General features: G+C 39.2%; 22 protein-coding genes. 11 read left to right on the forward strand and 11 right to left on the reverse strand.

Annotated elements, in window-relative coordinates:
- Positions 1 to 34: 34 nt before the first annotated feature.
- From HCU67_RS13375 to guaB, 4 genes are all read right to left on the reverse strand, one after another.
- Entirely contained in the window at positions 35 to 1,186 is a 1,152-nt protein-coding gene (locus HCU67_RS13375) for an aromatic ring-hydroxylating oxygenase subunit alpha (RefSeq protein WP_168553101.1), read from the reverse strand.
- 64 nt (positions 1,187 to 1,250) lie between these two features.
- A complete protein-coding gene (locus HCU67_RS13380; RefSeq protein ID WP_168553102.1) occupies positions 1,251 to 1,820 on the reverse strand; it encodes a Crp/Fnr family transcriptional regulator in 570 nt (189 codons plus the stop codon).
- Between the two features lie 58 nt (positions 1,821 to 1,878).
- Positions 1,879 to 2,220, reverse strand: coding sequence for a VOC family protein (locus HCU67_RS13385; RefSeq protein ID WP_168553103.1), 342 nt, complete (start codon positions 2,218 to 2,220; stop codon positions 1,879 to 1,881).
- Between the two features lie 2 nt (positions 2,221 to 2,222).
- Positions 2,223 to 3,695: an IMP dehydrogenase gene (gene guaB, locus HCU67_RS13390; RefSeq protein ID WP_168553104.1), complete on the reverse strand. Its 1,473-nt coding sequence runs from the start codon at positions 3,693 to 3,695 to the stop codon at positions 2,223 to 2,225.
- A 118-nt stretch (positions 3,696 to 3,813) separates the two neighbouring features.
- Here guaB and HCU67_RS13395 point away from each other — a divergent pair, with 118 nt between their 5' ends.
- On the forward strand, positions 3,814 to 4,179 hold the full coding sequence (locus tag HCU67_RS13395; protein WP_246865784.1) for a DUF6686 family protein: 366 nt from the start codon (positions 3,814 to 3,816) through the stop codon (positions 4,177 to 4,179).
- 66 nt (positions 4,180 to 4,245) lie between these two features.
- Here HCU67_RS13395 and HCU67_RS13400 read toward each other — a convergent pair whose 3' ends face one another.
- Complete coding sequence (locus HCU67_RS13400; protein ID WP_168553105.1) at positions 4,246 to 4,686, reverse strand: Fur family transcriptional regulator; 441 nt, start codon at positions 4,684 to 4,686, stop codon at positions 4,246 to 4,248.
- A gap of 265 nt (positions 4,687 to 4,951) precedes the next feature.
- Here HCU67_RS13400 and HCU67_RS13405 point away from each other — a divergent pair, with 265 nt between their 5' ends.
- Positions 4,952 to 5,446, forward strand: a complete 495-nt coding sequence (locus tag HCU67_RS13405) for a PAS domain-containing protein (protein ID WP_168553106.1) — start codon at positions 4,952 to 4,954, stop codon at positions 5,444 to 5,446.
- 92 nt (positions 5,447 to 5,538) lie between these two features.
- Here HCU67_RS13405 and HCU67_RS13410 read toward each other — a convergent pair whose 3' ends face one another.
- Positions 5,539 to 5,994: a heme-binding domain-containing protein gene (locus tag HCU67_RS13410; protein ID WP_168553107.1), complete on the reverse strand. Its 456-nt coding sequence runs from the start codon at positions 5,992 to 5,994 to the stop codon at positions 5,539 to 5,541.
- A gap of 222 nt (positions 5,995 to 6,216) precedes the next feature.
- Here HCU67_RS13410 and HCU67_RS13415 point away from each other — a divergent pair, with 222 nt between their 5' ends.
- The 8 genes from HCU67_RS13415 to HCU67_RS13450 all read left to right on the forward strand — a co-directional run bounded on the left by HCU67_RS13415 (position 6,217) and on the right by HCU67_RS13450 (position 14,917).
- Positions 6,217 to 8,433 (forward strand): TonB-dependent receptor family protein, encoded by a 2,217-nt coding sequence (locus HCU67_RS13415; protein ID WP_168553108.1) that lies wholly within the window; start codon positions 6,217 to 6,219, stop codon positions 8,431 to 8,433.
- A gap of 303 nt (positions 8,434 to 8,736) precedes the next feature.
- Positions 8,737 to 10,866, forward strand: coding sequence for an AAA family ATPase (locus HCU67_RS13420; RefSeq protein ID WP_168553109.1), 2,130 nt, complete (start codon positions 8,737 to 8,739; stop codon positions 10,864 to 10,866).
- Between the two features lie 82 nt (positions 10,867 to 10,948).
- Positions 10,949 to 11,503, forward strand: a complete 555-nt coding sequence (locus HCU67_RS13425; protein WP_168553110.1) for a hypothetical protein — start codon at positions 10,949 to 10,951, stop codon at positions 11,501 to 11,503.
- A gap of 121 nt (positions 11,504 to 11,624) precedes the next feature.
- Positions 11,625 to 12,248 (forward strand): hypothetical protein, encoded by a 624-nt coding sequence (locus HCU67_RS13430; protein ID WP_168553111.1) that lies wholly within the window; start codon positions 11,625 to 11,627, stop codon positions 12,246 to 12,248.
- 73 nt (positions 12,249 to 12,321) lie between these two features.
- A complete protein-coding gene (locus tag HCU67_RS13435) occupies positions 12,322 to 12,798 on the forward strand; it encodes a GyrI-like domain-containing protein (protein WP_168553112.1) in 477 nt (158 codons plus the stop codon).
- A 187-nt stretch (positions 12,799 to 12,985) separates the two neighbouring features.
- Positions 12,986 to 13,354 (forward strand): endonuclease domain-containing protein, encoded by a 369-nt coding sequence (locus HCU67_RS13440; protein WP_168553113.1) that lies wholly within the window; start codon positions 12,986 to 12,988, stop codon positions 13,352 to 13,354.
- Between the two features lie 200 nt (positions 13,355 to 13,554).
- Positions 13,555 to 14,391, forward strand: coding sequence for a DUF5694 domain-containing protein (locus tag HCU67_RS13445; RefSeq protein WP_168553114.1), 837 nt, complete (start codon positions 13,555 to 13,557; stop codon positions 14,389 to 14,391).
- Between the two features lie 46 nt (positions 14,392 to 14,437).
- A complete protein-coding gene (locus HCU67_RS13450) occupies positions 14,438 to 14,917 on the forward strand; it encodes a hypothetical protein (protein ID WP_168553115.1) in 480 nt (159 codons plus the stop codon).
- A gap of 68 nt (positions 14,918 to 14,985) precedes the next feature.
- Here HCU67_RS13450 and HCU67_RS13455 read toward each other — a convergent pair whose 3' ends face one another.
- From HCU67_RS13455 to HCU67_RS13475, 5 genes are read right to left on the reverse strand one after another with little or no spacing between them, the layout of a single operon-like run.
- Positions 14,986 to 15,855 carry a hydroxymethylglutaryl-CoA lyase gene (locus HCU67_RS13455; RefSeq protein ID WP_168553116.1) on the reverse strand — a complete coding sequence of 290 codons (870 nt, stop codon included), beginning with the start codon at positions 15,853 to 15,855 and terminating at the stop codon, positions 14,986 to 14,988.
- An 18-nt stretch (positions 15,856 to 15,873) separates the two neighbouring features.
- Positions 15,874 to 16,536 (reverse strand): LysE family translocator, encoded by a 663-nt coding sequence (locus tag HCU67_RS13460; RefSeq protein WP_246865786.1) that lies wholly within the window; start codon positions 16,534 to 16,536, stop codon positions 15,874 to 15,876.
- Positions 16,505 to 17,038, reverse strand: coding sequence for a DinB family protein (locus tag HCU67_RS13465; protein WP_168553118.1), 534 nt, complete (start codon positions 17,036 to 17,038; stop codon positions 16,505 to 16,507). Before HCU67_RS13465 ends, HCU67_RS13460 begins: the two co-directional genes overlap by 32 nt.
- Positions 17,039 to 17,048: 10 nt before the next feature.
- Positions 17,049 to 18,089 (reverse strand): quinone-dependent dihydroorotate dehydrogenase, encoded by a 1,041-nt coding sequence (locus HCU67_RS13470; RefSeq protein ID WP_168553119.1) that lies wholly within the window; start codon positions 18,087 to 18,089, stop codon positions 17,049 to 17,051.
- Between the two features lie 48 nt (positions 18,090 to 18,137).
- Entirely contained in the window at positions 18,138 to 18,563 is a 426-nt protein-coding gene (locus HCU67_RS13475) for a hypothetical protein (RefSeq protein ID WP_168553120.1), read from the reverse strand.
- Positions 18,564 to 18,663: 100 nt separating this feature from the next.
- Between HCU67_RS13475 and pepT the strand changes: the two genes are divergently transcribed.
- On the forward strand, positions 18,664 to 19,890 hold the full coding sequence (gene pepT, locus HCU67_RS13480; RefSeq protein WP_168553121.1) for a peptidase T: 1,227 nt from the start codon (positions 18,664 to 18,666) through the stop codon (positions 19,888 to 19,890).
- Positions 19,891 to 19,892: the final 2 nt, after the last annotated feature.

Consider the following 19,892-nt stretch of genomic DNA (forward strand, 5'->3'; position numbering starts at 1 on the left):
TCGAAAGATGCAAAACCAAAATTTATGTTACAGTTTAAGGCGAAATCATTTCGTCTACCAGAATCTCAAACTGTACTAGTAGTTTTTCGTAACTACCGACAACCATTTCCGTATCAGAATAACCATTAAAACTTTTCTGTTGTAAAACCGCCATTTCATTGTCCTCAGATATGGCATTCCAAAAAATCTTGGCATTCAAGTCCCAATAATCCTTATCTTTTTGGCTTTGTGGCTCTGTTGGCAACAACATAAAAGAATAAAATTGGGTGGTCTTTTCATCAATGGGAACAAAGGAAACGACCATAATATGATCAGGCTCGATTAAAATGACCGTATTGGGAAAAATATGAATCAATATGTTCGCCCCTTGACGAAGTCGCCATTCTGTCTCTGGCAATTCTTTCATTTTTTCTAAGGCCCTTTTTGGAAATACAATTGTACTATGCAATTTGTTTTCCATGTTCAAACTCAAATTGTCCAAAAAGTACTTTCCAATGGTGTTCGCATGGGCGATTTTAAAATGGTAGCCCTCCAAGGCGCCATCAACCACTAATTTCCAATTGCAATCTAAAGTCTCACTGGTGAAGTGGTAAGGATATAAATCACCAAATTCAAAGTCCTCGGTTATCGAGTACACTTCCGAAAGCCAATCATCAATATCAAATTTGCCCTTGAGTTCAGGATTTGGGACCACAAATAGCATCCCGAGGCGTACCCAACAATCCAATTCTATTAAACTGTGCGTTTCAGCATTGACACCATCGAATCCCTGTTCATGAAAAACTGCCTTCAGGCAGCCTGTCGTATCATAGGCCCAAGCGTGATACGGACAGACAATATTTCGCTTTATTTTTCCCTCGGACTCCTCCAATAGTCGAACCCCCCGATGCCGACACATATTTAGAAAAGCACGAACCACGCCATCCTTACCCTTAACAATGAGTATAGGTGTACCTGTCAAATCATGTAAAAAATAATCCCCGTTACTTTGTAATTGACCAGTTGCACCAACTACAATCGGATGGCTTTTGATGATAAGTTCCTTTTCTCGCTCAAATCGTTCTAGGCTTGTATAACGGCCTGCATCAATGATATGGGTGATTCCATCAGCATCCGTTTTATTTTTTTGTTTTTGGAAGTTTTTGAATACCGTTTCAATAATTTGGATTTGTTTGTCCTTTATCATGCTTGTAACTTTTTAAGTACAACCTAAAAATATAGCGGGCATTTTAGAAAAGTCTTGACATTAATCAAGAAATGGATTTGGAACGAATTCGGCTTAAGGTCTCAGGAGTCATTCCTAGCATGGAGGCCAAATAATGAAGTGGAAGTTCATTGAACATTGCACTATCAGATTGAAAGAGGTGCTGATAACGCTCCTCTGCGGTCATAGATAAATGGGCGTAAACCCTATTTTCAAGGGCCGACAGTAATTTAATCAAGAACAATTTTTCATGCTTGTCCCACTCCTGCACTTCTACCCTCAATCGCTGGTAATTTTCAAAGGTCAGGGTTTGCACTTCCACCTCGGTCATGGCCTGAATATTCCATTTAGCAGTTTCTTGAAGAAAGAAGCTAGCCACATCAGTTATCAATTGGTTTTTGCCAAAAATCCAATGGGTGATTTCCTTTTTTTCTGTTGATGAATAAAATCGGAGGTAGCCTGAAGTAATAAAACACAATCGTTTTCCGCGTTTTCCTTTTTCTACCAAAAACTCATTCTTACTTAGAACTTCTTCTTGATAAAACCCTAAAATGTCTTGAATCAGTCGTTTGGGCAGATTCATATCGTTTTGTAGGAAATCACAAAGTTCATTCATAAGTCAAAATTAAAACTACATGAATAAACCTTTTGAAAGCATATCAAGAAAAATAGGGCTACTTATCCGACCAAACAGCCAGTTCATTGCCCGCGGGGTCTTTGAAATGAAATCGACGTCCACCTGGAAAGGAAAATATGTCTTTAGAAATCGTACCCCCTTGTTCCGAAACGGTTTTTTGAATGTGTTCAAGCTTGGAATGATATATAATAACCAAAGCTCCGTTCACAATCGTTTCGTTGCTTCGTTCAAAACCACCTTCCAAACCACTTTCCGCAAAGGCACAATAATCTGGTCCATAATCAGTAAAAACCCATCCAAAACACTTGGTATAGAAGGTTTTCACCGTCTCAAGGTCCTTAGCTTTGAACTCAACGTAGTTGATGTGATTGTCTTGCACTGTTACCTGCTATAGTTTGGGCTTTCTTTTGTAATGGTCACATCGTGTGGATGACTTTCTTTGATGCCACTAAAGGTGATTTTCACAAACTTTCCTGAATCTTTTAGGGTTTGAATGTCTTGGGCACCACAATAGCCCATACCTGCACGAAGCCCACCTATAAATTGGTGCATGCTTTCATATAAATCACCCTTGTAAGGAACTCGGCCAACGATACCTTCTGGAACCAGTTTTTTGATGTCGTCTTCAACGTCTTGAAAGTAGCGGTCCTTACTGCCTTCTTTCATGGCCTCAACAGAGCCCATACCACGATAGCTCTTAAACTTTCTCCCTTCGTAGATGATGGTTTCTCCAGGAGATTCTGCTGTTCCTGCTAATAATGAACCTAACATTACCGAATCAGCACCAGCAGCAATTGCTTTGGGAATATCACCGGTATACCGAATACCACCATCCGCGATTACAGGAACACCGCTTCCTTTTAATGCTGTAGCAACCTCTAGTACGGCGGAGAATTGCGGAAAACCTACGCCAGCAACAACACGAGTCGTACAAATGGAACCTGGTCCGATTCCAACTTTTACTGCATCAGCACCTGCTTCAACCAAATATCTGGCAGCCTCTGCTGTCGCGATATTACCTACCACAACATCGAGATTGGGATACGCCTTTTTAACTTCTTTAAGTGTATTAACCACGCCTTTGGTGTGGCCGTGTGCTGTATCAATGATAATGGCATCGACCCCGGCATTTACCAAAGCCCCTGCCCTATCGACCGCATCTGGAGTTACCCCTATTGCGGCAGCTACACGTAGACGACCGTATTGGTCTTTATTGGCTATCGGCTTCAAGGTCAATTTTGTGATGTCTCGGAAGGTTATCAATCCGACCAACTTGTAGTTGTCATCAACTACCGGAAGTTTTTCAATCTTATTCGCCTGTAAAATATCTTCAGCTTCGTCCAAAGTTGTTCCAACACCGGCGGTTACCAAATTCTCAGAGGTCATCACCTCTGCAATTGGACGGTCGTTGTTCTTTTCAAATCGTAAATCTCGGTTGGTCACGATACCAATGAGCTTGCCTTCGTCATCCACAATCGGAATACCACCAATGCTATGTTCCTTCATATTGGCTTTGGCATCCCTTACAAGTGAATTCAAGGGCATGGTTACGGGATCCATGATCATGCCGCTTTCAGCACGTTTGACCTTACGCACCTTCATGGCCTGTTGCTCAATGGTCATGTTTTTGTGCAACACACCAATGCCTCCTTCTCGAGCCATGGCAATGGCCATTTTTGACTCGGTAACTGTATCCATTGCCGCAGAGACAACAGGTACGTTTATTGAAATATTTCGCGTGAATTTTGAGCGAATGTCAACTTCGCGCGGCAATACTTCTGAATAGGCTGGAACTAGAAGAACATCGTCGTAGGTCAATCCCTCACCGACGATTTTATTTAGGTGAGCTTCCATGGCAATTACGGATTAATTGCGTGCAAAGATACTCTTTTTTACTAGGAAAGATTTTTAGGAGTAATCAGAGTAATTTTATCTTTAATTTTATTTAGACTTATTATAAATAATAATATATTTGTTCGAAAGAAGAGCTATGTGTCCAAACCATCAATTACTAAATCAGAGTAAAAACGGAACCCTTTCGTTTTGCTGTCAGAATAAGTTTTTTAGACTGGTTTTCAACAACCTATGTTTCGAACTGTATGAGTGGGAACTTCAAAAGTTCAAAAAATATTTACATGAAATTGATGTGCCTTATTGGGAGAAACGTTTGGCCGTCAGTATCAATTCCAGAAGAATCCCGATTACTATCGGATGTAAACATGTGATGGTTTTGGTTAACCGACATGAATTGTTTGAATTACAGCAATTACTGGAAAATGAACAAAAAATGAAGTGGCTAGGTCTAAAGGATATCGATTATAATTTTATAGAAAATTAGTCCCTGTCTCCCTACCGTGATATTCTTTTGGATATGAGGACAATCTCAACCTTTTTGAGGACTGAATTATTCCTTATTTCGTTCACCATAAAAGTAAAGGGTATGGTCATCAATATTAATATTGAAAACCTCTTCTATAGTCTCTTTGATATCTTTTATCCTGGGGTCCGTAAATTCCAATACTTCTCCTGAATCCGTAAGAATTACGTGGTCGTGCTTTTTACTAAGGAAAGACTTTTCATATTTGGCCACGCCGTCCCCAAATTGATGTTTGCGAACCAAATGCGATTCTTTCAAAAGCTCCATGGTATTGTACAATGTGGCCCGACTCACCCGATAGTTCTTTTGCTTCATTTGAACATAAAGTGAATCCACATCAAGATGGCCCTCGCTGTGATAGATTTCTTCTAAAATCGCATAACGCTCTGGAGTCTTGCGATGCCCATTCTTTTCTAGAAATTCGGTAAAAACACCTTTGATTATTTTATAACTGCTGATACAGGCCATAATGGATAAACTTTATCAAAATTCGGGATGCCATTAAAGAACCACTCCCTCGTTTCAAAATTACATTATTTTTACTAATTCTAAATAAGGAGCCGCTAACGCAATTTCCCGACAACTGATCTTAAATCGGATTTTTAAAGCACACGGCCAATCAACTTTTTCACCACCTTGGGATTCTCCAATGCGTTCCATACGGTTTCCTTGTCCATTAAATTGGTAATCCTCGGTTTATTATGCTATCTTATGACACCAATACACCTAACCAATGGCACTTTTTAAAAAGAAGTATCCAACACCACCCATTCAAAGTCTTGATTTTTACCTCGAAAATTTCGACAGGCTATGCAGAAAACTTAAGTTGGAAAATGATTTGAGAGAACTACGCGAAGTACTCAAACGAGAATTGGCACCATCGGTTATAAAAATACTTGAACAATCAAATTATGAGGCCCTTGTGGTCACGAATAACGATAAGAAAATAGTTTGGGCCAACAACGGTTTTAAAGAAATGACCGGATATGGAAAGATATTTGCCATGGGTAAGAAACCAACTTTTCTTCAAGGTCCAAATACTGCTGAACAAACAAAAAAAGAGATACGACGGTTACTAAAAGCACAAAAACGCTTTTCTAGCAGCTTGGTCAATTATCGCAAAAATGGCGAAGAGTACATTTGTCATATTGATGTCATTCCTTTAAAGAATCTCGATGACCAGGTTACCCATTTTCTTGCCATGGAGCGGGAAGTAAATGCCGCCTAGACAACTATTTTCAATAACAATCCATCAAGAGCTGTTCTTGATGCTCACTTTCGAATGCTCCTTAAATTTGATACTCACGCAACTAACTTGCCTTAGTCTGCATTCAACTCAGAGCGAACCTTTTCTCCCCAAGCAATCAATTTTGCCTTCTCTGCTTCGGTTAAATTACCATGCATCCAGGTATAGGAATCTTCGGGCATATGACCCTCTTCTACCTCTTCAACCAATTCATCCATTTTATGGTCTTTCTTTTTCAAACTCCAAGAAGCCCAATCCGAAACATTAAAGTGTTCTTTACCTTCTTCCACATGGCCATCAATCCATAGCGAAATCGGTGCAACCTCTGCATACCAAGGATAGACCGTATTATTGCTATGACAGTCGTAACACTTTTTTTCCAATATAGTGGCAACCTCTTTAGATGGCCTAGTCTCTTGCTCAAAGTCAAATACTACGTTTTCAGTGGAGGTATTTTTCTCAGGTCTCCAAAATTGTAATAACAACAGCGCTAGCAATGCAATAGAGAGTATACGTTTAACTAATTTCATTTCTTTCTTGATTTTGGTTAAAAATTGTTTGTTTACTTAGGCTATAATCTTCACACGGTACTCCCCAACTGTTGGACAAAAACTTTAACAGTTTCTAATTGGTTGACAATGAAAAGATAGCATCATGTTATTTTTATTTATTCTAAATAAGCTTTGTTATCTCCATTTAGCATTCTACTTTTGGAGCAATCAAATATACTATTTTTAACCAGTCTAAATAAAATGAGATACTATTTCTTACTGCTTGCACTAACATTAACGCTCTGTGTGAATGGGCAACAACAGTCCTCAAGCATGGATTCCATTCGATTAAAGGAAGTCACTATATCGGCCAAAAAAATCTTTGGTTCAAAATTCGAGGCCAAAAACCGAACGGGTTCCTCCTATTATATTTCACCCGAGGAGATTCAAAAATTTGGCTATACCGATGTCAATAGAACATTACGCCAGGTACCAGGTGTCAATATTTATGAAGAAGACGGTTTTGGTCTGAGGCCCAATATCAGCCTGAGGGGAACCTCACCTGAACGCAGTGCTAAAATAACCGTGATGGAAGATGGGGTGCTTATAGCTCCTGCCCCCTACAGTGCACCCTCTGCCTATTATTTTCCGACCATTGCACGAATGCAGTCGGTTGAGATTCTTAAAGGAAGTAGTCAAATTCAGTATGGTCCCTACACCACTGGTGGTGCCATCAATATGTTATCTACAGAAGTACCCAAGAAGTTCGGTGCTTTTTTGAACACCAGTTACGGTAGCTTTCAAAGTGGGCGGGTTCATGCCTTATTAGGGGATAGTAAAAAGAACTTTGGCTATGCGGTGGAATATTTAAACTACAATTCCAACGGATTCAAGGAACTGGAAAATTTTGACAACACCGGTTTTGACAAGAACGATTTAGTTGCCAAATTTCGATTGAACACAGGTCCAGAGGCTAAAGTGGCACAGGCCTTTGAGCTTAAGTTCCAATATTCCGATGAGACCTCTAACGAGACCTACCTCGGTTTGACCGAAGCTGATTTTGGAGCAAATCCGTTTGCACGCTACGCGGGTTCGCAACGCGACCAAATGAACAATGAACACCTACAATTTACGGGCACCCATACCTTAAAATTCTCTGATTATTTTCGAATAACCACAACAGGGTACTACAACAAATTTGAACGAAACTGGTACAAGGTCGATTTTATTACTGTTGATGGTGAACGCGAAGGAATTTCAAATGTTTTGGGCAATCCTGATGCTTTTGGTGCCTATTTGGACCTGGTGCGTGGAACAGTCGATAGTGATGCTGATGATCTTTTGAATGCACGAGCTAACAATCGCGAATATTATGCTGCAGGGGTCCAGACTAAATTGGATTACCACTGGACCGGGAATCAAACCTTTCATGACCTCGAAGTTGGTTTTCGTTACCATTACGATGAAGAAGACCGTTTTCAATGGATAGACGACTATGCCATGACCAATGGCATAATGCAGTTGGTGAACGCTGGAATACCCGGTACCAATGCCAACAGAATAAGTGATGCTAGGGCTTTTGCTTCTTATGTGCATTACAAACTCAAGTGGAACAATCTTACCGTTCAGCCTGGTATCCGCTATGAAAATATCAACTTGTCCCGCACCAATTTCGGCAACAACGATACCCAACGAAGTGGTAGTGATTTGGCCATTCGCGAAAATCAAGTTGATGTCTTTATACCAGGTCTTGGTTTTAACTACAACTTTGAAAACATCTCTGTTTTCGGTGGGGTGCACAAAGGGTTTTCGCCGCCTAGTAACCAACCGGGCGAGGATGCTGAAGAAAGCGTCAACTACGAACTCGGAACACGTTTTTCATTCGGTGGGCTATCAGGTGAGGTCGTGGCCTTCCTTAATGATTACAGCAACCTTTTGGGCAGTGATTTCGCTGCAACAGGCGGTACGGGTACCCTGGACCAGTTCAATGCGGGCGAGGTCAATGTACAGGGGCTTGAAATACTGCTCAATTATGACCTATTGGCGAACTCCAACAAATTTGCGTTGCCCATTACTTTGAGCTATACGCTGACCGATACCGAATTTCAAAACAGTTTTGGGAGCCAAAACGACATCTGGGGCGAAGTCACTGCAGGTGATGAACTACCCTACATTGCCAAGCACCAATTCAACGGTACTTTCTCTTTGGAGCACGAGAAATACGAAATCAATTTAAGTATGCGGTACAATGGGGAGTTCAGAACCTTGGCCGGTACTGGGGCCATACCTGATGCCGAGCGTGTGGACTCGAACTTTATTTTTGATTTGGCCGGTAAATACCGATTGGGAAAACACCTTAGCCTTACCGCAAACGCCATCAATCTTTTTGATGAGACCTATGCTGTGGCCCGCGTACCAGCAGGCCTACGACCAGGACACCCTTTGGGCATTTTTGGAGGTCTTGAACTACGGTATTAATGTGAGTTTAATTTCGTTTAGGTTTAGTAAGAAACCGAGGTTAGCACCTCGGTTTTTTTATGACCACAATTTAATGCAATCAATATAAGCTTTCAAGCACTGTAAGAAACCTCTTATTTGATAACGAATTATAACTAAAATCATCGCAAAACCCCAGATTTTTTAAGGGTTTTCTGTAGTTGAATGTTACACTAAGCCTTTATATTGCAGGTACTAACCGCTCCCCTAAAATGTAACAATAGAAAAAAAATAGATGATATCATCTATATATTATTATTGGCTAACCTTAGAAAAATACCAAAAATGAAAACAAAACTTAATAGATTTAAAGTATATAATTTTCGCTCAATTGAAGAAAGCGATTGGATTGATATATCAGATAATTCATGCCTTGTCGGTACAAATGAAGCTGGAAAGACTAACCTATTAATTGCACTTTGGAAATTGAACCCAGCAAACGATGAACCTATTGTTCCATTGGACGATTTTCCCAGACATCTATATAGCAAATATAAAGCTAACAACCATTCAGAAGACGTATTTATTGAAGCTGATTTTCTACTTAGCGAAGATATTCAAACTGAAATCGCAAGCGAATTGAAGTGTGATAAGGAACAAGTAGCTATGGCTTATGTGAGAAGGAAATATGATGGTAAGTATTACATTTCTTTTCCATATTCAAAAGTCGATTCTTATCCAATAGAAAAACTACATAAACTAATCGAAGACTTTGAAGAAAAACTGTTTAGTTCAGATGCATTCACAAAAGAAGCTGTAGAACTTCAAGACGGTATTAAGGCTTTCTTAAATCAAGAAAAAGAAGCATTCCCCAAAGAATCATTCAAAAAAGAAGAAACGACGAATCTCAAAAAATCAATTGAAGAATACATTCTTCAGAATTTTGGCAAAAAGAAGAACTTACCAGAAATCTTTAATCGAAATCTGTTAAATCATCTCCAAAAAATGATTGAATCATTTGATGGAGCTCCTGTTAAAACAACTCCAGAGGTTAGACAAAAAGTTCTTAAAGAAATTCCAAAATTCGTTTATTATTCGGACTACGGAAACCTTGATAGTGAAATCTATTTACCCAGAGTAATAGAAGATTTTGAGAGGGATGACCTTTCTGAGTCAGCAAGAGCGAAAGCAAGAACACTTGATGTCTTATTTAAATTTGTAAAGCTTTCTCCAAAAGAAATTTATGAGCTTGGTAATGAGAGTAAAACGATAATTAAAAAACTAAACCATGTAAACCAAGTAGTTAGTACTGAGGAACAAGAAATTTCAGAAGAAGAGATTCAAGAATGGGCTGATAAGAAAAAAGAAAGAGGAATTCTTTTACGGTCTGCCGCAACTCAACTAACACAGAATTTTAAGAGATGGTGGCTTCAAGGAGATTATATTTTCGATTTCGAAGCTGATGGTAGACACTTTAGAATTAATGTCTCTGATTCTCTTCGCCCTGAGCAAATTGAGCTTGAAGGAAGAAGCAGAGGACTTCAATGGTTTTTTAGTTTTTTCCTAGTTTTTCTTGTTGAGACAAAAGAGGGACACTCGAATACCGTGTTGCTTTTAGATGAACCAGGATTATCCTTACACCCTATTGCTCAATATGATTTAGCCAAGTTCTTTCGTAAACTATCAGAAGAGAATCAATTGATTTATACATCACATTCACCTTTCTTGGTTGACATGGAAAACTTAGCAAATGTCAAAGCAGTTTACATTGATTCGCAGACAGGTAGAACTATTGTTTCATCGAATTTAAGATACAATGAAGCTGATGCAGAAAAATCAATATTTCCAATTCATGCTGCTTTAGGGCTTACTGTTTCAGATACCTTACTCCTTGGTTGCCTTCCTATTTTAGTTGAAGGACCAAGCGACCAAATCTATCTTAATTTAATAAAGAGACATTTAATTGGAAACGGAGATTTGAAAAATTCCAAAGAGATTGTGTTTATTCCTACAGGTGGAGTTCGTGGAATGGGGCCTGTAACAAAACTTGTTTCTTCTAGAGATGAGTCTCTTCCATATGTGCTGTTGGATTCCGACAATGTTGGAAAAGATTACCAAAAGCAACTAAAGAAAGGAAGATATCGTGATGAAAAGGAAAAAGTTCTTGGTGTTGGTGATTTCTTAGGTGATAAAAATTGGGAGATTGAGGACTTAATCCCTGCTGATTCACTTGTCACAATTATTGACAGACTTTACAGGTCTGACCAATATTTTGAAGATGTACACAAAAAAGACGTACCAATTGTTGACCAGATTGAAGATTGGGCTAAAAATAATTCAATTGACCTTGGAGATGGTTGGAAAGTTGAAATTGCAAGAATTGCTCAATCTCGATTTGATAGCATTATGAAGTCGATTCCTCAAGCAACTTACAATAAATGGACTAAACTGTTTCAATCATTAACTAAAGAATAAGAACTGTAGCCAACAAAACTTTTATCCTATACTCTTAGTAGATTGGGTTTAGCTAAAATGTTGGTTCGTAAAAAGAAAAAATATGGATATAACTGAAATCGTATCTCGTTTGGATGAAGCTATTGGTTCTGAATTTGTTGCATCACTTGCCGGCTTGTCCTTGGCCGCTGCTGCTTTTTTTATTCCCAACGCAAATAACACACTTGAAAAACTTCAAGAAAGGATAAAAGTTTTGGATAAATCTATAAGCAAAGGAATAAAACACGGGTATAAAGAAACACCATTAAAAAAAGAACTCGAAAAATTAGAGCAACAAGTAGAATCGACAAAAAAAGCTAAAAAAGGACTTATCACTGCTTTTATGATTTTCACCTTTTTTGTGGTTTACACAGTTGGGTTAGATTCGTGGATTGATGAAAATCTTTTCACCCCTGGACTTTTAGAGTTTAACTCCTTAGAATTTACCTTCCAAACGGTAGATGTTGTTATCAGCTATATCTTTCTAGGCTTTGCTGGGCGTTATCTGTGGACTGGCACTAAGGCCATCGGAACTTATTTTGACATTGATTTTAATGAAGAACAAAAACGTTTGAAAGATATTTTTTACAAAATGCATAAGGGTAATAACAACATCTAACAATTTACTTTTACCTGTCCACCAGTGAAAATCCCAGGGTTTTCAGTGTGATGCGTACTTGCTAATCAACTAAAGTAAAATCTAATTAAAAAGAATGTAGGATGTAATTAAATGAAACAAAATGAGTGGACAATTAATAGGAATTTTAGGAGGATTGATTGGTTCAATTCTAACGGTAATTATCTCGAAAATTCTTGATTTAGTTCAAAAGAAGAATGAATATTCATATGACTTAAAAAAGCAATTTTTCAATAAAAAAATGCAAGCTGCCGAAGCAGCTATAATTCAATATTCTCTTTTTTCAGATGCTTTAAATCAATTGATAATTCTATTTGGGAGATATAAAGAAGGAGAAACGGCTGTTGGAGAAAACTTGAATAATAACCTTTTGAAACAAATCAATGAAAAAATAACTCAAGCTAATAGTTCTTCTTTAGTATTATCAAGTTCTATTGGTCTCTATTTTGACTTGAATTCAAATTATACAGCAAACGAAATTCTAAATGGATTTTATGATAATTTAAATAAGTTGGCGCCATATTTGGAAAATTTGGAAATGACTTACGAACAATATTTAAGATTTATTGGAACTGATCAAGAAAAAGAAGCTTTTGAAATATACAAACTAGCTGAAGATTTTATGGCTGAAGCAATGAAGAATGTAGCCGAAGGATACAAATTATTTGATGAAGAATTGGGGAATCAGATGAGCCAAATTAGAAAAGAAATGAAAAAATATGAATAAATAACCACCTTAAAAAACTAACTCTAGATAATTGCTTGTTCTCGGCTACTTTTGATAATTATTGAAATAACTTATGCAACCCACAATCAAAATCCTCCAACCCAAAAAACTCGTTGGTCTTTCACTAAAAATGAGTTTGGTCAAAAATTTAACCGGCCGGCTTTGGGGGCAGTTTGGGCCAAGAATACGCGAGATTCAAAATAGGGTTTCTGAAGACAAGATTTCGATGCAGGTGTGTCCGCCCGACTATTATGCTAAATTTAGTCCCACTACCGAATTTACCAAATGGGCCGCGGTAGAAGTGAGTTCGTATGACATTCTGCCAGAAGGGCTACAAACCTTTGATTTGCATGGCGGGTTATACGCCGTTTTTGATTATAAAGGGTCCAGCGCTGACACCTCCATTTTTCAATACATCTTTACGGATTGGTTGCCGAAGTCCGGTTATGTCGTAGATGACCGTCCCCATTTTGAAATCCTCGGTCCCAAGTACAAAAACAACGACCCCAATTCTGAAGAGGAGATTTGGATTCCGGTGCGGGAGAAGTAGTAAAAACCAAATTTTTGAAGCTCCCCTCTTTTGAGAAGAGGGGAATGAATTATCCGCAACAGGCGGAGAAGAAAGGGGAGATTGAAAAATCAATCCCTCCGTCAGCTACTCTCCGTTCGCTGCCACCTCCCTTTTCTAAAGGGAGGAGCATCATTAAACTCCACCTTAAAATGCTAAATTTGAACTTATGCACCGCCATCACAATAAAAAGCACTTGATTGAGCGTAGAAAAGAGCTTCGAAAGAACCTAACTCCAGCAGAGGCGTATTTATGGATGCAGCTTAAGGCAAAAAAACTAGAAGGCAGACGCTTTCAAAAACAACACAGCATCGACAACTATATTGTTGACTTCTACTGCGCAGCTGAAAAACTGATAATTGAATTGGATGGGGAGACACATAACAATCCCGTAGCTGAAGAACAGGATGCAAAACGGGATACCTACCTACAAAACCTCGGATTTACCGTATTACGGTTTGAGAATAAAATGGTGTTTGAACATTTATCCACGGTTCTTGAAGAGATAAAAAGGCATTTAACAAGCTCCTCCCTTTAGCGAACCTGTGCTGAGCGCAGTCGAAGTAGGGAGGTGGTCTCGACTTGACGGTGAGCGGAGGAATTGAAAATCCCAAAAATCAAAACTGCACTATTACATGCCAAAATTTTACATCTCTCAGGAAACCAATTAAAGCAATTTCGCGTCTATATAGAAAAAGGGCATTTTTGTCAATCAACTAACAATCAAAAAAACACATCATGAAAATACAATTCACCTTACTTCTGGCCCTTGTTCTAGTGATATCGCTTCCCGCGCAGGAAGCAACTAAAACAAAAGACGTTTTACTTATCGGCACCTTTCATTACAACAACCCTGGTGCCGACGTAGCGAAGACCAAATCCTTCGACATACTAAGTGAAAATGCGCAAGAGGAGCTGCAAATGCTTACAAAAGCTATAAAAGGGTACAATCCGACCAAGATTTTTGTGGAATGGCCGTATGACGAACAGAAGGAATTGGATTCCCTTTACCAAAAATATCTTGAGGGCACCTATTTTCAGAATGATAGCCTTTCTGATTTTTACAAGAAAAATGAAATCTTTCAATTGGCGTTTAGAGTGGCTAAAGCCAATAACATTAAGCAGGTGCACGGCATAGATTACAAGACCTCTTTCCCTTTTGATGAGGTATTGGAGTCCATTGAAAAGAACAAACAGGAAGACCTAAAAGAGCAGCTATTTGCTGGCATATCTAAATTCACCCAAGAATTTGACGACAAAATAGCCTCTGGCATTTCACTTACTGAACTTACGCTCTACCTCAACAATCCTGAAATGCGAGCCTTTTCCAATGATTTTCACACCAATTTGATGCTAGGAGCCGGTGCAGTAGATGATTTTTCAGGACCGCTATTAACCGCAGAGTGGTACAAACGGAATTTATACATGTGGTCGTTCGTTCAAAAGCAAACTACAATAGCTGATGAGCGCATCATGGTATTGGCAGGAGCCAGCCATGTAGCCATGTTCGAATTGTTTGTCAATGAAGACAAACGCTGGACAATTACAGAATTAAGCGAAGTTGTTGGGAAATAAGGCGGTACTTCGATTTCTAAAAGTCCTTTCCTAATTTCGTCCTTCCATGAAGGTATTGAACGTTCACTCGCGCATTATCAACCAGCCCAAATCTAAGGTTGTCGAACTCGTCGAGACCTTATCAACGGAACATGATGCCATTTGGCCCAAGGAGAAATGGCCCAAAATGAAATTTAGGGGTGGTATTCAAGAAGGCGCCAAAGGTGGTCATGGTCCAATTCGCTACTCGGTAGAAAAATACGATCCAAGTACCATTATTCAATTCAGATTTTCAAAACCGGAAGATTTTCATGGCATTCACAAATTTGAGATTTGGGATAAATCCAAAGAAAAAACAAAGATTGCCCACACTATTGACATGACAACCTCAGGAAAAGGCACCTTGCTATGGGTATTTGGCATTCGCTCTCTACACAATGCCTTAATTGAAGATGCCTTTGACAAGATGGAAAACCACTTTTCGTCAGAAAAAAAATCCACACCATGGAACCTCTGGGTTCGAATACTTAGAAGCGTGTTAGCATAGGGAAGAAAACAAAAATATAGGCAGTTCGGTTAGAACTCATCATGAGCGATAACCTAGCTCTATTTGATTTAATGATAAACCGAAAATAATTCAGAAGCTTTGTTATAAGCAGCCTCAAAAACCAACCAGTTCACACCAGAGTCCGCTTTTTGTTCTGTAAAATAGGATAGCATTTTTTCGGTGGGCATATTGCCCGTTAATTCGTCTTTGGCCATAGGGCAACCGCCAAAACCTTGAACAGCCCCATCGAACCTTCGACAACCAGCTTGATAAGCGGCTTCTACCTTTTCATGCCACTTGGTTGGCGTCGTATGCAAATGTGCACCAAATTCGATATGGGGATACCTGGGTATCAAGTTTGAAAATAGGTAGGTAATCACCTCGGGGGTTGAACTACCTATGGTATCGGAAAGCGAAAGAATCTTTACGCCCATAGCTGCCAACTTCTCGGTCCACTCCCCTACAATTTCAACATTCCATGGATCTCCATAGGGGTTTCCAAAACCCATTGAGATATAGGTCACCACTTCTTTGTTGGTATTATTGGCAATGTCTAAAATCAGCTTTAGGGTCTCTACCGATTCATCAATCGTTTTATGCGTGTTCCGCATTTGAAAATTCTCAGAAATGGAAAACGGAAACCCCAAATAGTCAATTTCTGGGTGTGTACTGGCATCATTGGCCCCTCTAACATTGGCAACGATTGCCAACAATTTACTTTTGGTTTTTGATAGGTCCAACTTGGAAAGCACCTCGGCTGTATCGACCATTTGCGGAATGGCCTTTGGGGAAACAAAACTCCCAAAATCAATGGTATCAAACCCACAACCCAACAGCGATTGAATGTATCGAACCTTTTCTTCGGTAGGAATGAATGGTTTGATACCCTGCATGGCATCACGTGGACATTCAATTACTTTGACGCGAGAATTAGACATACCCAAAAATACCACTATTCAAGATAGTAGAAGGTAGGCAGCAATACCCAAAAAGACCACTATCTGTAACCACTTTAGAAAAACGCCAACCCCAGGAGTTTTAGCGATATAACTGGAAATTGTTCCAGCTCCAAGGGCGATTGCACCAAAAACCAGTGAGGAGAAAAATATGAACAGTAGACCCAAAATGTAAAACTGAACTACCGTACTAATGGTCTCGCTGAAGAGAAATCCAGGAAAAAAAGCCAAGAAAAATATGGTCACTTTCGGATTGAGGACATTCATCCAAAATCCTTTTTTGAACAGTCCAAAAAGTCCCTTTTGCGTACCATTGGCATTGCTTAATTCAATTTTTCCTTCACTTCTAAAAACCAAGAAGGTCAAATAGAGCAAATAGGCCACCCCCAGCAATTTGATTATTAAAAACAAGGACTCATTCTCTCGGACCAAAGCAGAAACCCCAAAGGCAACCAAGGTCGTATGAATCAGGCAGCCTGTCATTAAACCAGCGACAACGGCCAATCCTTTTTTACTTCCATTGGCCAAACTTATGGCCAAAACAAAAATGTTATCAGGGCCTGGAGAAATTGAGAGGGCAAGGGTTGCCGTAATAAAACCTATAAGTATCTCGTAATCCAAAAGCTGAAATTTACCAGGTATATTCTGGTGGTTGAATATCATTCATGCGAACATAAAGATTTGATTTAGATCGGTGATTTGCCATATGGTCCTGCACATAAAAAAAGGCAAAGGCCCTACTTACAATATTGCCACTATGGTACATCTTACAGGTTTCGTCCAACTTTGCTTGTTCAACAGTATAAATGACTTCAGTCGTGTAATCAAAACTGTCTTCCAACAACTTTAGAATCTCTTTTTTACCCATTTTATTGGCATCTGGGGTATTGGGAGTGACCTCCATGCCCAGAACATAGCGTTTGGTCAATAATTCTGTTGCAGCCGCAATGTGGACCATTTGTTCGGCAAAGGATTTACTTACTTCAGTGGGCTTGTAGTCGTAGCGGTTTTCGGGCATTGCTTTAGCAACATCAAGGCAATGCTGCTTTGCCTCCAACCAAACAGGGAGGTACATTTTTGTGAAATCTGTTTTGGGTGTTCGTTCAGTTTGCGCATTGGAATAAAAGACCGCTCCAAAGGCCATTAGGAGTACAACATATTTCATTTTCAAGGACTTAGTTCTGTTGTCCTAAAATAGCTTTATTGATGTTCTTGACCAAACTAGGTCCTTCATAAATAAATCCGGTATACAACTGCAAAAGGTCAGCTCCGGCTTCCAATTTTTCAATGGCATCTTCAGCAGAATGAATACCCCCCACCCCAATTATCGGAAAGGCTTTGTTGCTCTTCTCTGCCAAAAAGCGAATAACCTCGGTACTTCGTTTGGTCAAAGGTTTTCCACTCAATCCCCCCTTTTCTTCCGTTAGCATAAGTTCAGAGTTCAGGTTCTCGCGAGAAATCGTGGTATTGGTAGCAATAACTCCTTCTATTTTAGTCGATTTGACAATTTCGATAATGTCCAACAATTGTGAATCGGTCAAATCTGGAGCGATTTTGAGTAAAATTGGTTTCTCTTTGGTACCGTGCTTTTTAGCCAACTTGGTATTTTCCTTCTTCAAGGTGTTAAGAATATTCTCCAAGGGTTTTCTATCCTGAAGTGCACGAAGACCAGGTGTATTCGGTGAGCTCACATTTACCACAAAGTAGTCTACGTGATTGAACAAGGCATCAAAACAGATAAGGTAGTCGGTTACGGCATCCTCATTCGGCGTGACCTTGTTTTTTCCAATGTTGCCACCAATAAGAACGTTTTTGTTTTTTTCCAACCGTTCAACTGCTTCAAAAACACCTTGGTTGTTGAAACCCATTCTATTGATTATCGCCTCATCTGGTTTAAGCCTAAACAGCCTCTTTTTAGGATTGCCGGCTTGTGGTTTAGGGGTTAGCGTACCTATCTCAATAAATCCAAAACCAAAATTTGACAGTTCTTGATATAACTTGGCATCCTTATCGAAACCAGCCGCTAGACCTACTGGATTTTTAAATTTCAAGCCGAATAGTTCTTTCTCAAGCCCAGGGTCCTTAAGTTGAAATTTGCTTCGAAAAAGGGCTCCGAAACCAATTTTCGAAAGGAAACGAATCATTGAAAAAGAGAAATGGTGTGCTGCTTCTGCATCAAGTAAAAAAAGAAGCGGTCGGAGGAAACTTTTATACATTAAGTTGGTTTCCGCAAAAATAGAAAGTATCTCCCTAGAAAATGGAATTTATTTGCGCTTTTCGCTCTCTGACCTATTCGCAAAAATCGGACTTAAAAGCACTGAATTGCATAATTGAATGTACAAGTTGTATTGCTCATTATTGAAGGTGCCAAGCATACGCTTGTCTATCATTCTCAGATTGCCACGCATCGAATCTAAATGACCTCTGTAGATGTATGACATCTTTAGCAAATCTTCATGTGAGGAGTTTGGATGGTTCTTAAGCAAATATTCCGCACGAATCACAAAGATTTCATTACGGTATTTTAATTCGGCACCCCAATTCTTAAGATTTCGAATCTGTTCTTCATTTAAATTGAATACTTCGGCAATGGTCTGATCATCGTTACCACCAACGCCAAGAAAACAGTCTTCCTGAGCGGTTACCGATATCGAAAAAAGAAAAAATAAAATGGGGGTAATTTTATTCAAAAAGCGCCTGATTTGGAACAATTTCAAAAATATGTCCGCTTCGTTCCGATTTACAATAAAAGCGGTTGAACAAACCGTATTTTTGTTAAAATGCCCATTCATGGAAAAACTACTTCCCCGATTCCTAGATTTTGTACGAATAGACACACAAAGCGACCCGAATTCTGACAGCACACCCAGTACGGATAAACAATGGGTATTGGCAAAAAAGTTGGTTCTCGAACTACATCAGATTGGTTTAGAAGAAGTTTCCATCGATGAAAATGGCTATATCATGGGTACCTTGCCCAGTAATATTGACAAAGAGGTGCCTACCATCGGATTTATTTCACACTACGATACCTCACCTGATTTTACTGCTGAAAACGTAAATCCCCAACTTGTCGAAAATTATGATGGTGGCCCAATATTGCTCGATGAAAAAGAGGGCATTGTATTAGATCCAGATTATTTTGAAGAGCTGCGACAATACGTTGGTCAGACCCTAATCACTACAGACGGCAAAACCTTATTGGGAGCTGATGATAAAGCAGGGGTAGCTGAAATCATTACTGCGATGGAATATTTGGCAACCAACAAAGAAATTAAACATGGTAAAATCCGTGTGGGATTTACACCGGATGAAGAAATAGGCCGTGGAGCCCATAAGTTTGACGTTAAAAAATTTGATGCCCGATGGGCTTACACCATAGACGGCAGTGAATTGGGTGAACTCGAGTTTGAAAATTTCAATGCCGCCTCGGCCAAGGTGACATTTAAAGGAAAGAGTGTTCATCCAGGCTACGCAAAAGGGAAAATGGTCAATTCAATTCTCTTAGCGAATGCTTTTTTAAGTCTATTGCCTCCGCACGAAGTGCCTGAAAAGACTGACGGGCGACAAGGGTTTTTTCATGTTCACGATATATCCGGTACTATTGAACACTCTGAAATTGAATTGATTATAAGGGACCATGATGAAGAACAATTTGAAGCCAGAAAAACCTTGCTTCAAGATATCGTTCAAAAACTAAAAGAAAAACATGGGGATGTTGTTGACCTTGAAATCAAGGATCAATACAAGAATATGCAAGAGAAGATAGAACCCGTATTTCATATTGTAGAAATTGCTGAAGACGCTATGATGAAATTGGGTATAAAACCCATAATCAAACCAATTCGAGGTGGTACAGATGGATCACAGCTAAGTTTTATGGGATTACCATGTCCTAATATTTTTGCTGGCGGCCATAACTTTCATGGTAAATATGAGTATATTCCATTAGAAAGCATGCAAAAAGCAGTCCTGACCATAGCAAAAATATGTGAGTTGACTGCTGAGCGTTTTTAATT

This window comes from Croceivirga thetidis (genome assembly GCF_012272815.1).
In the GTDB taxonomy this organism is placed as follows: Bacteria; Bacteroidota; Bacteroidia; order Flavobacteriales; family Flavobacteriaceae; genus Croceivirga; species Croceivirga thetidis.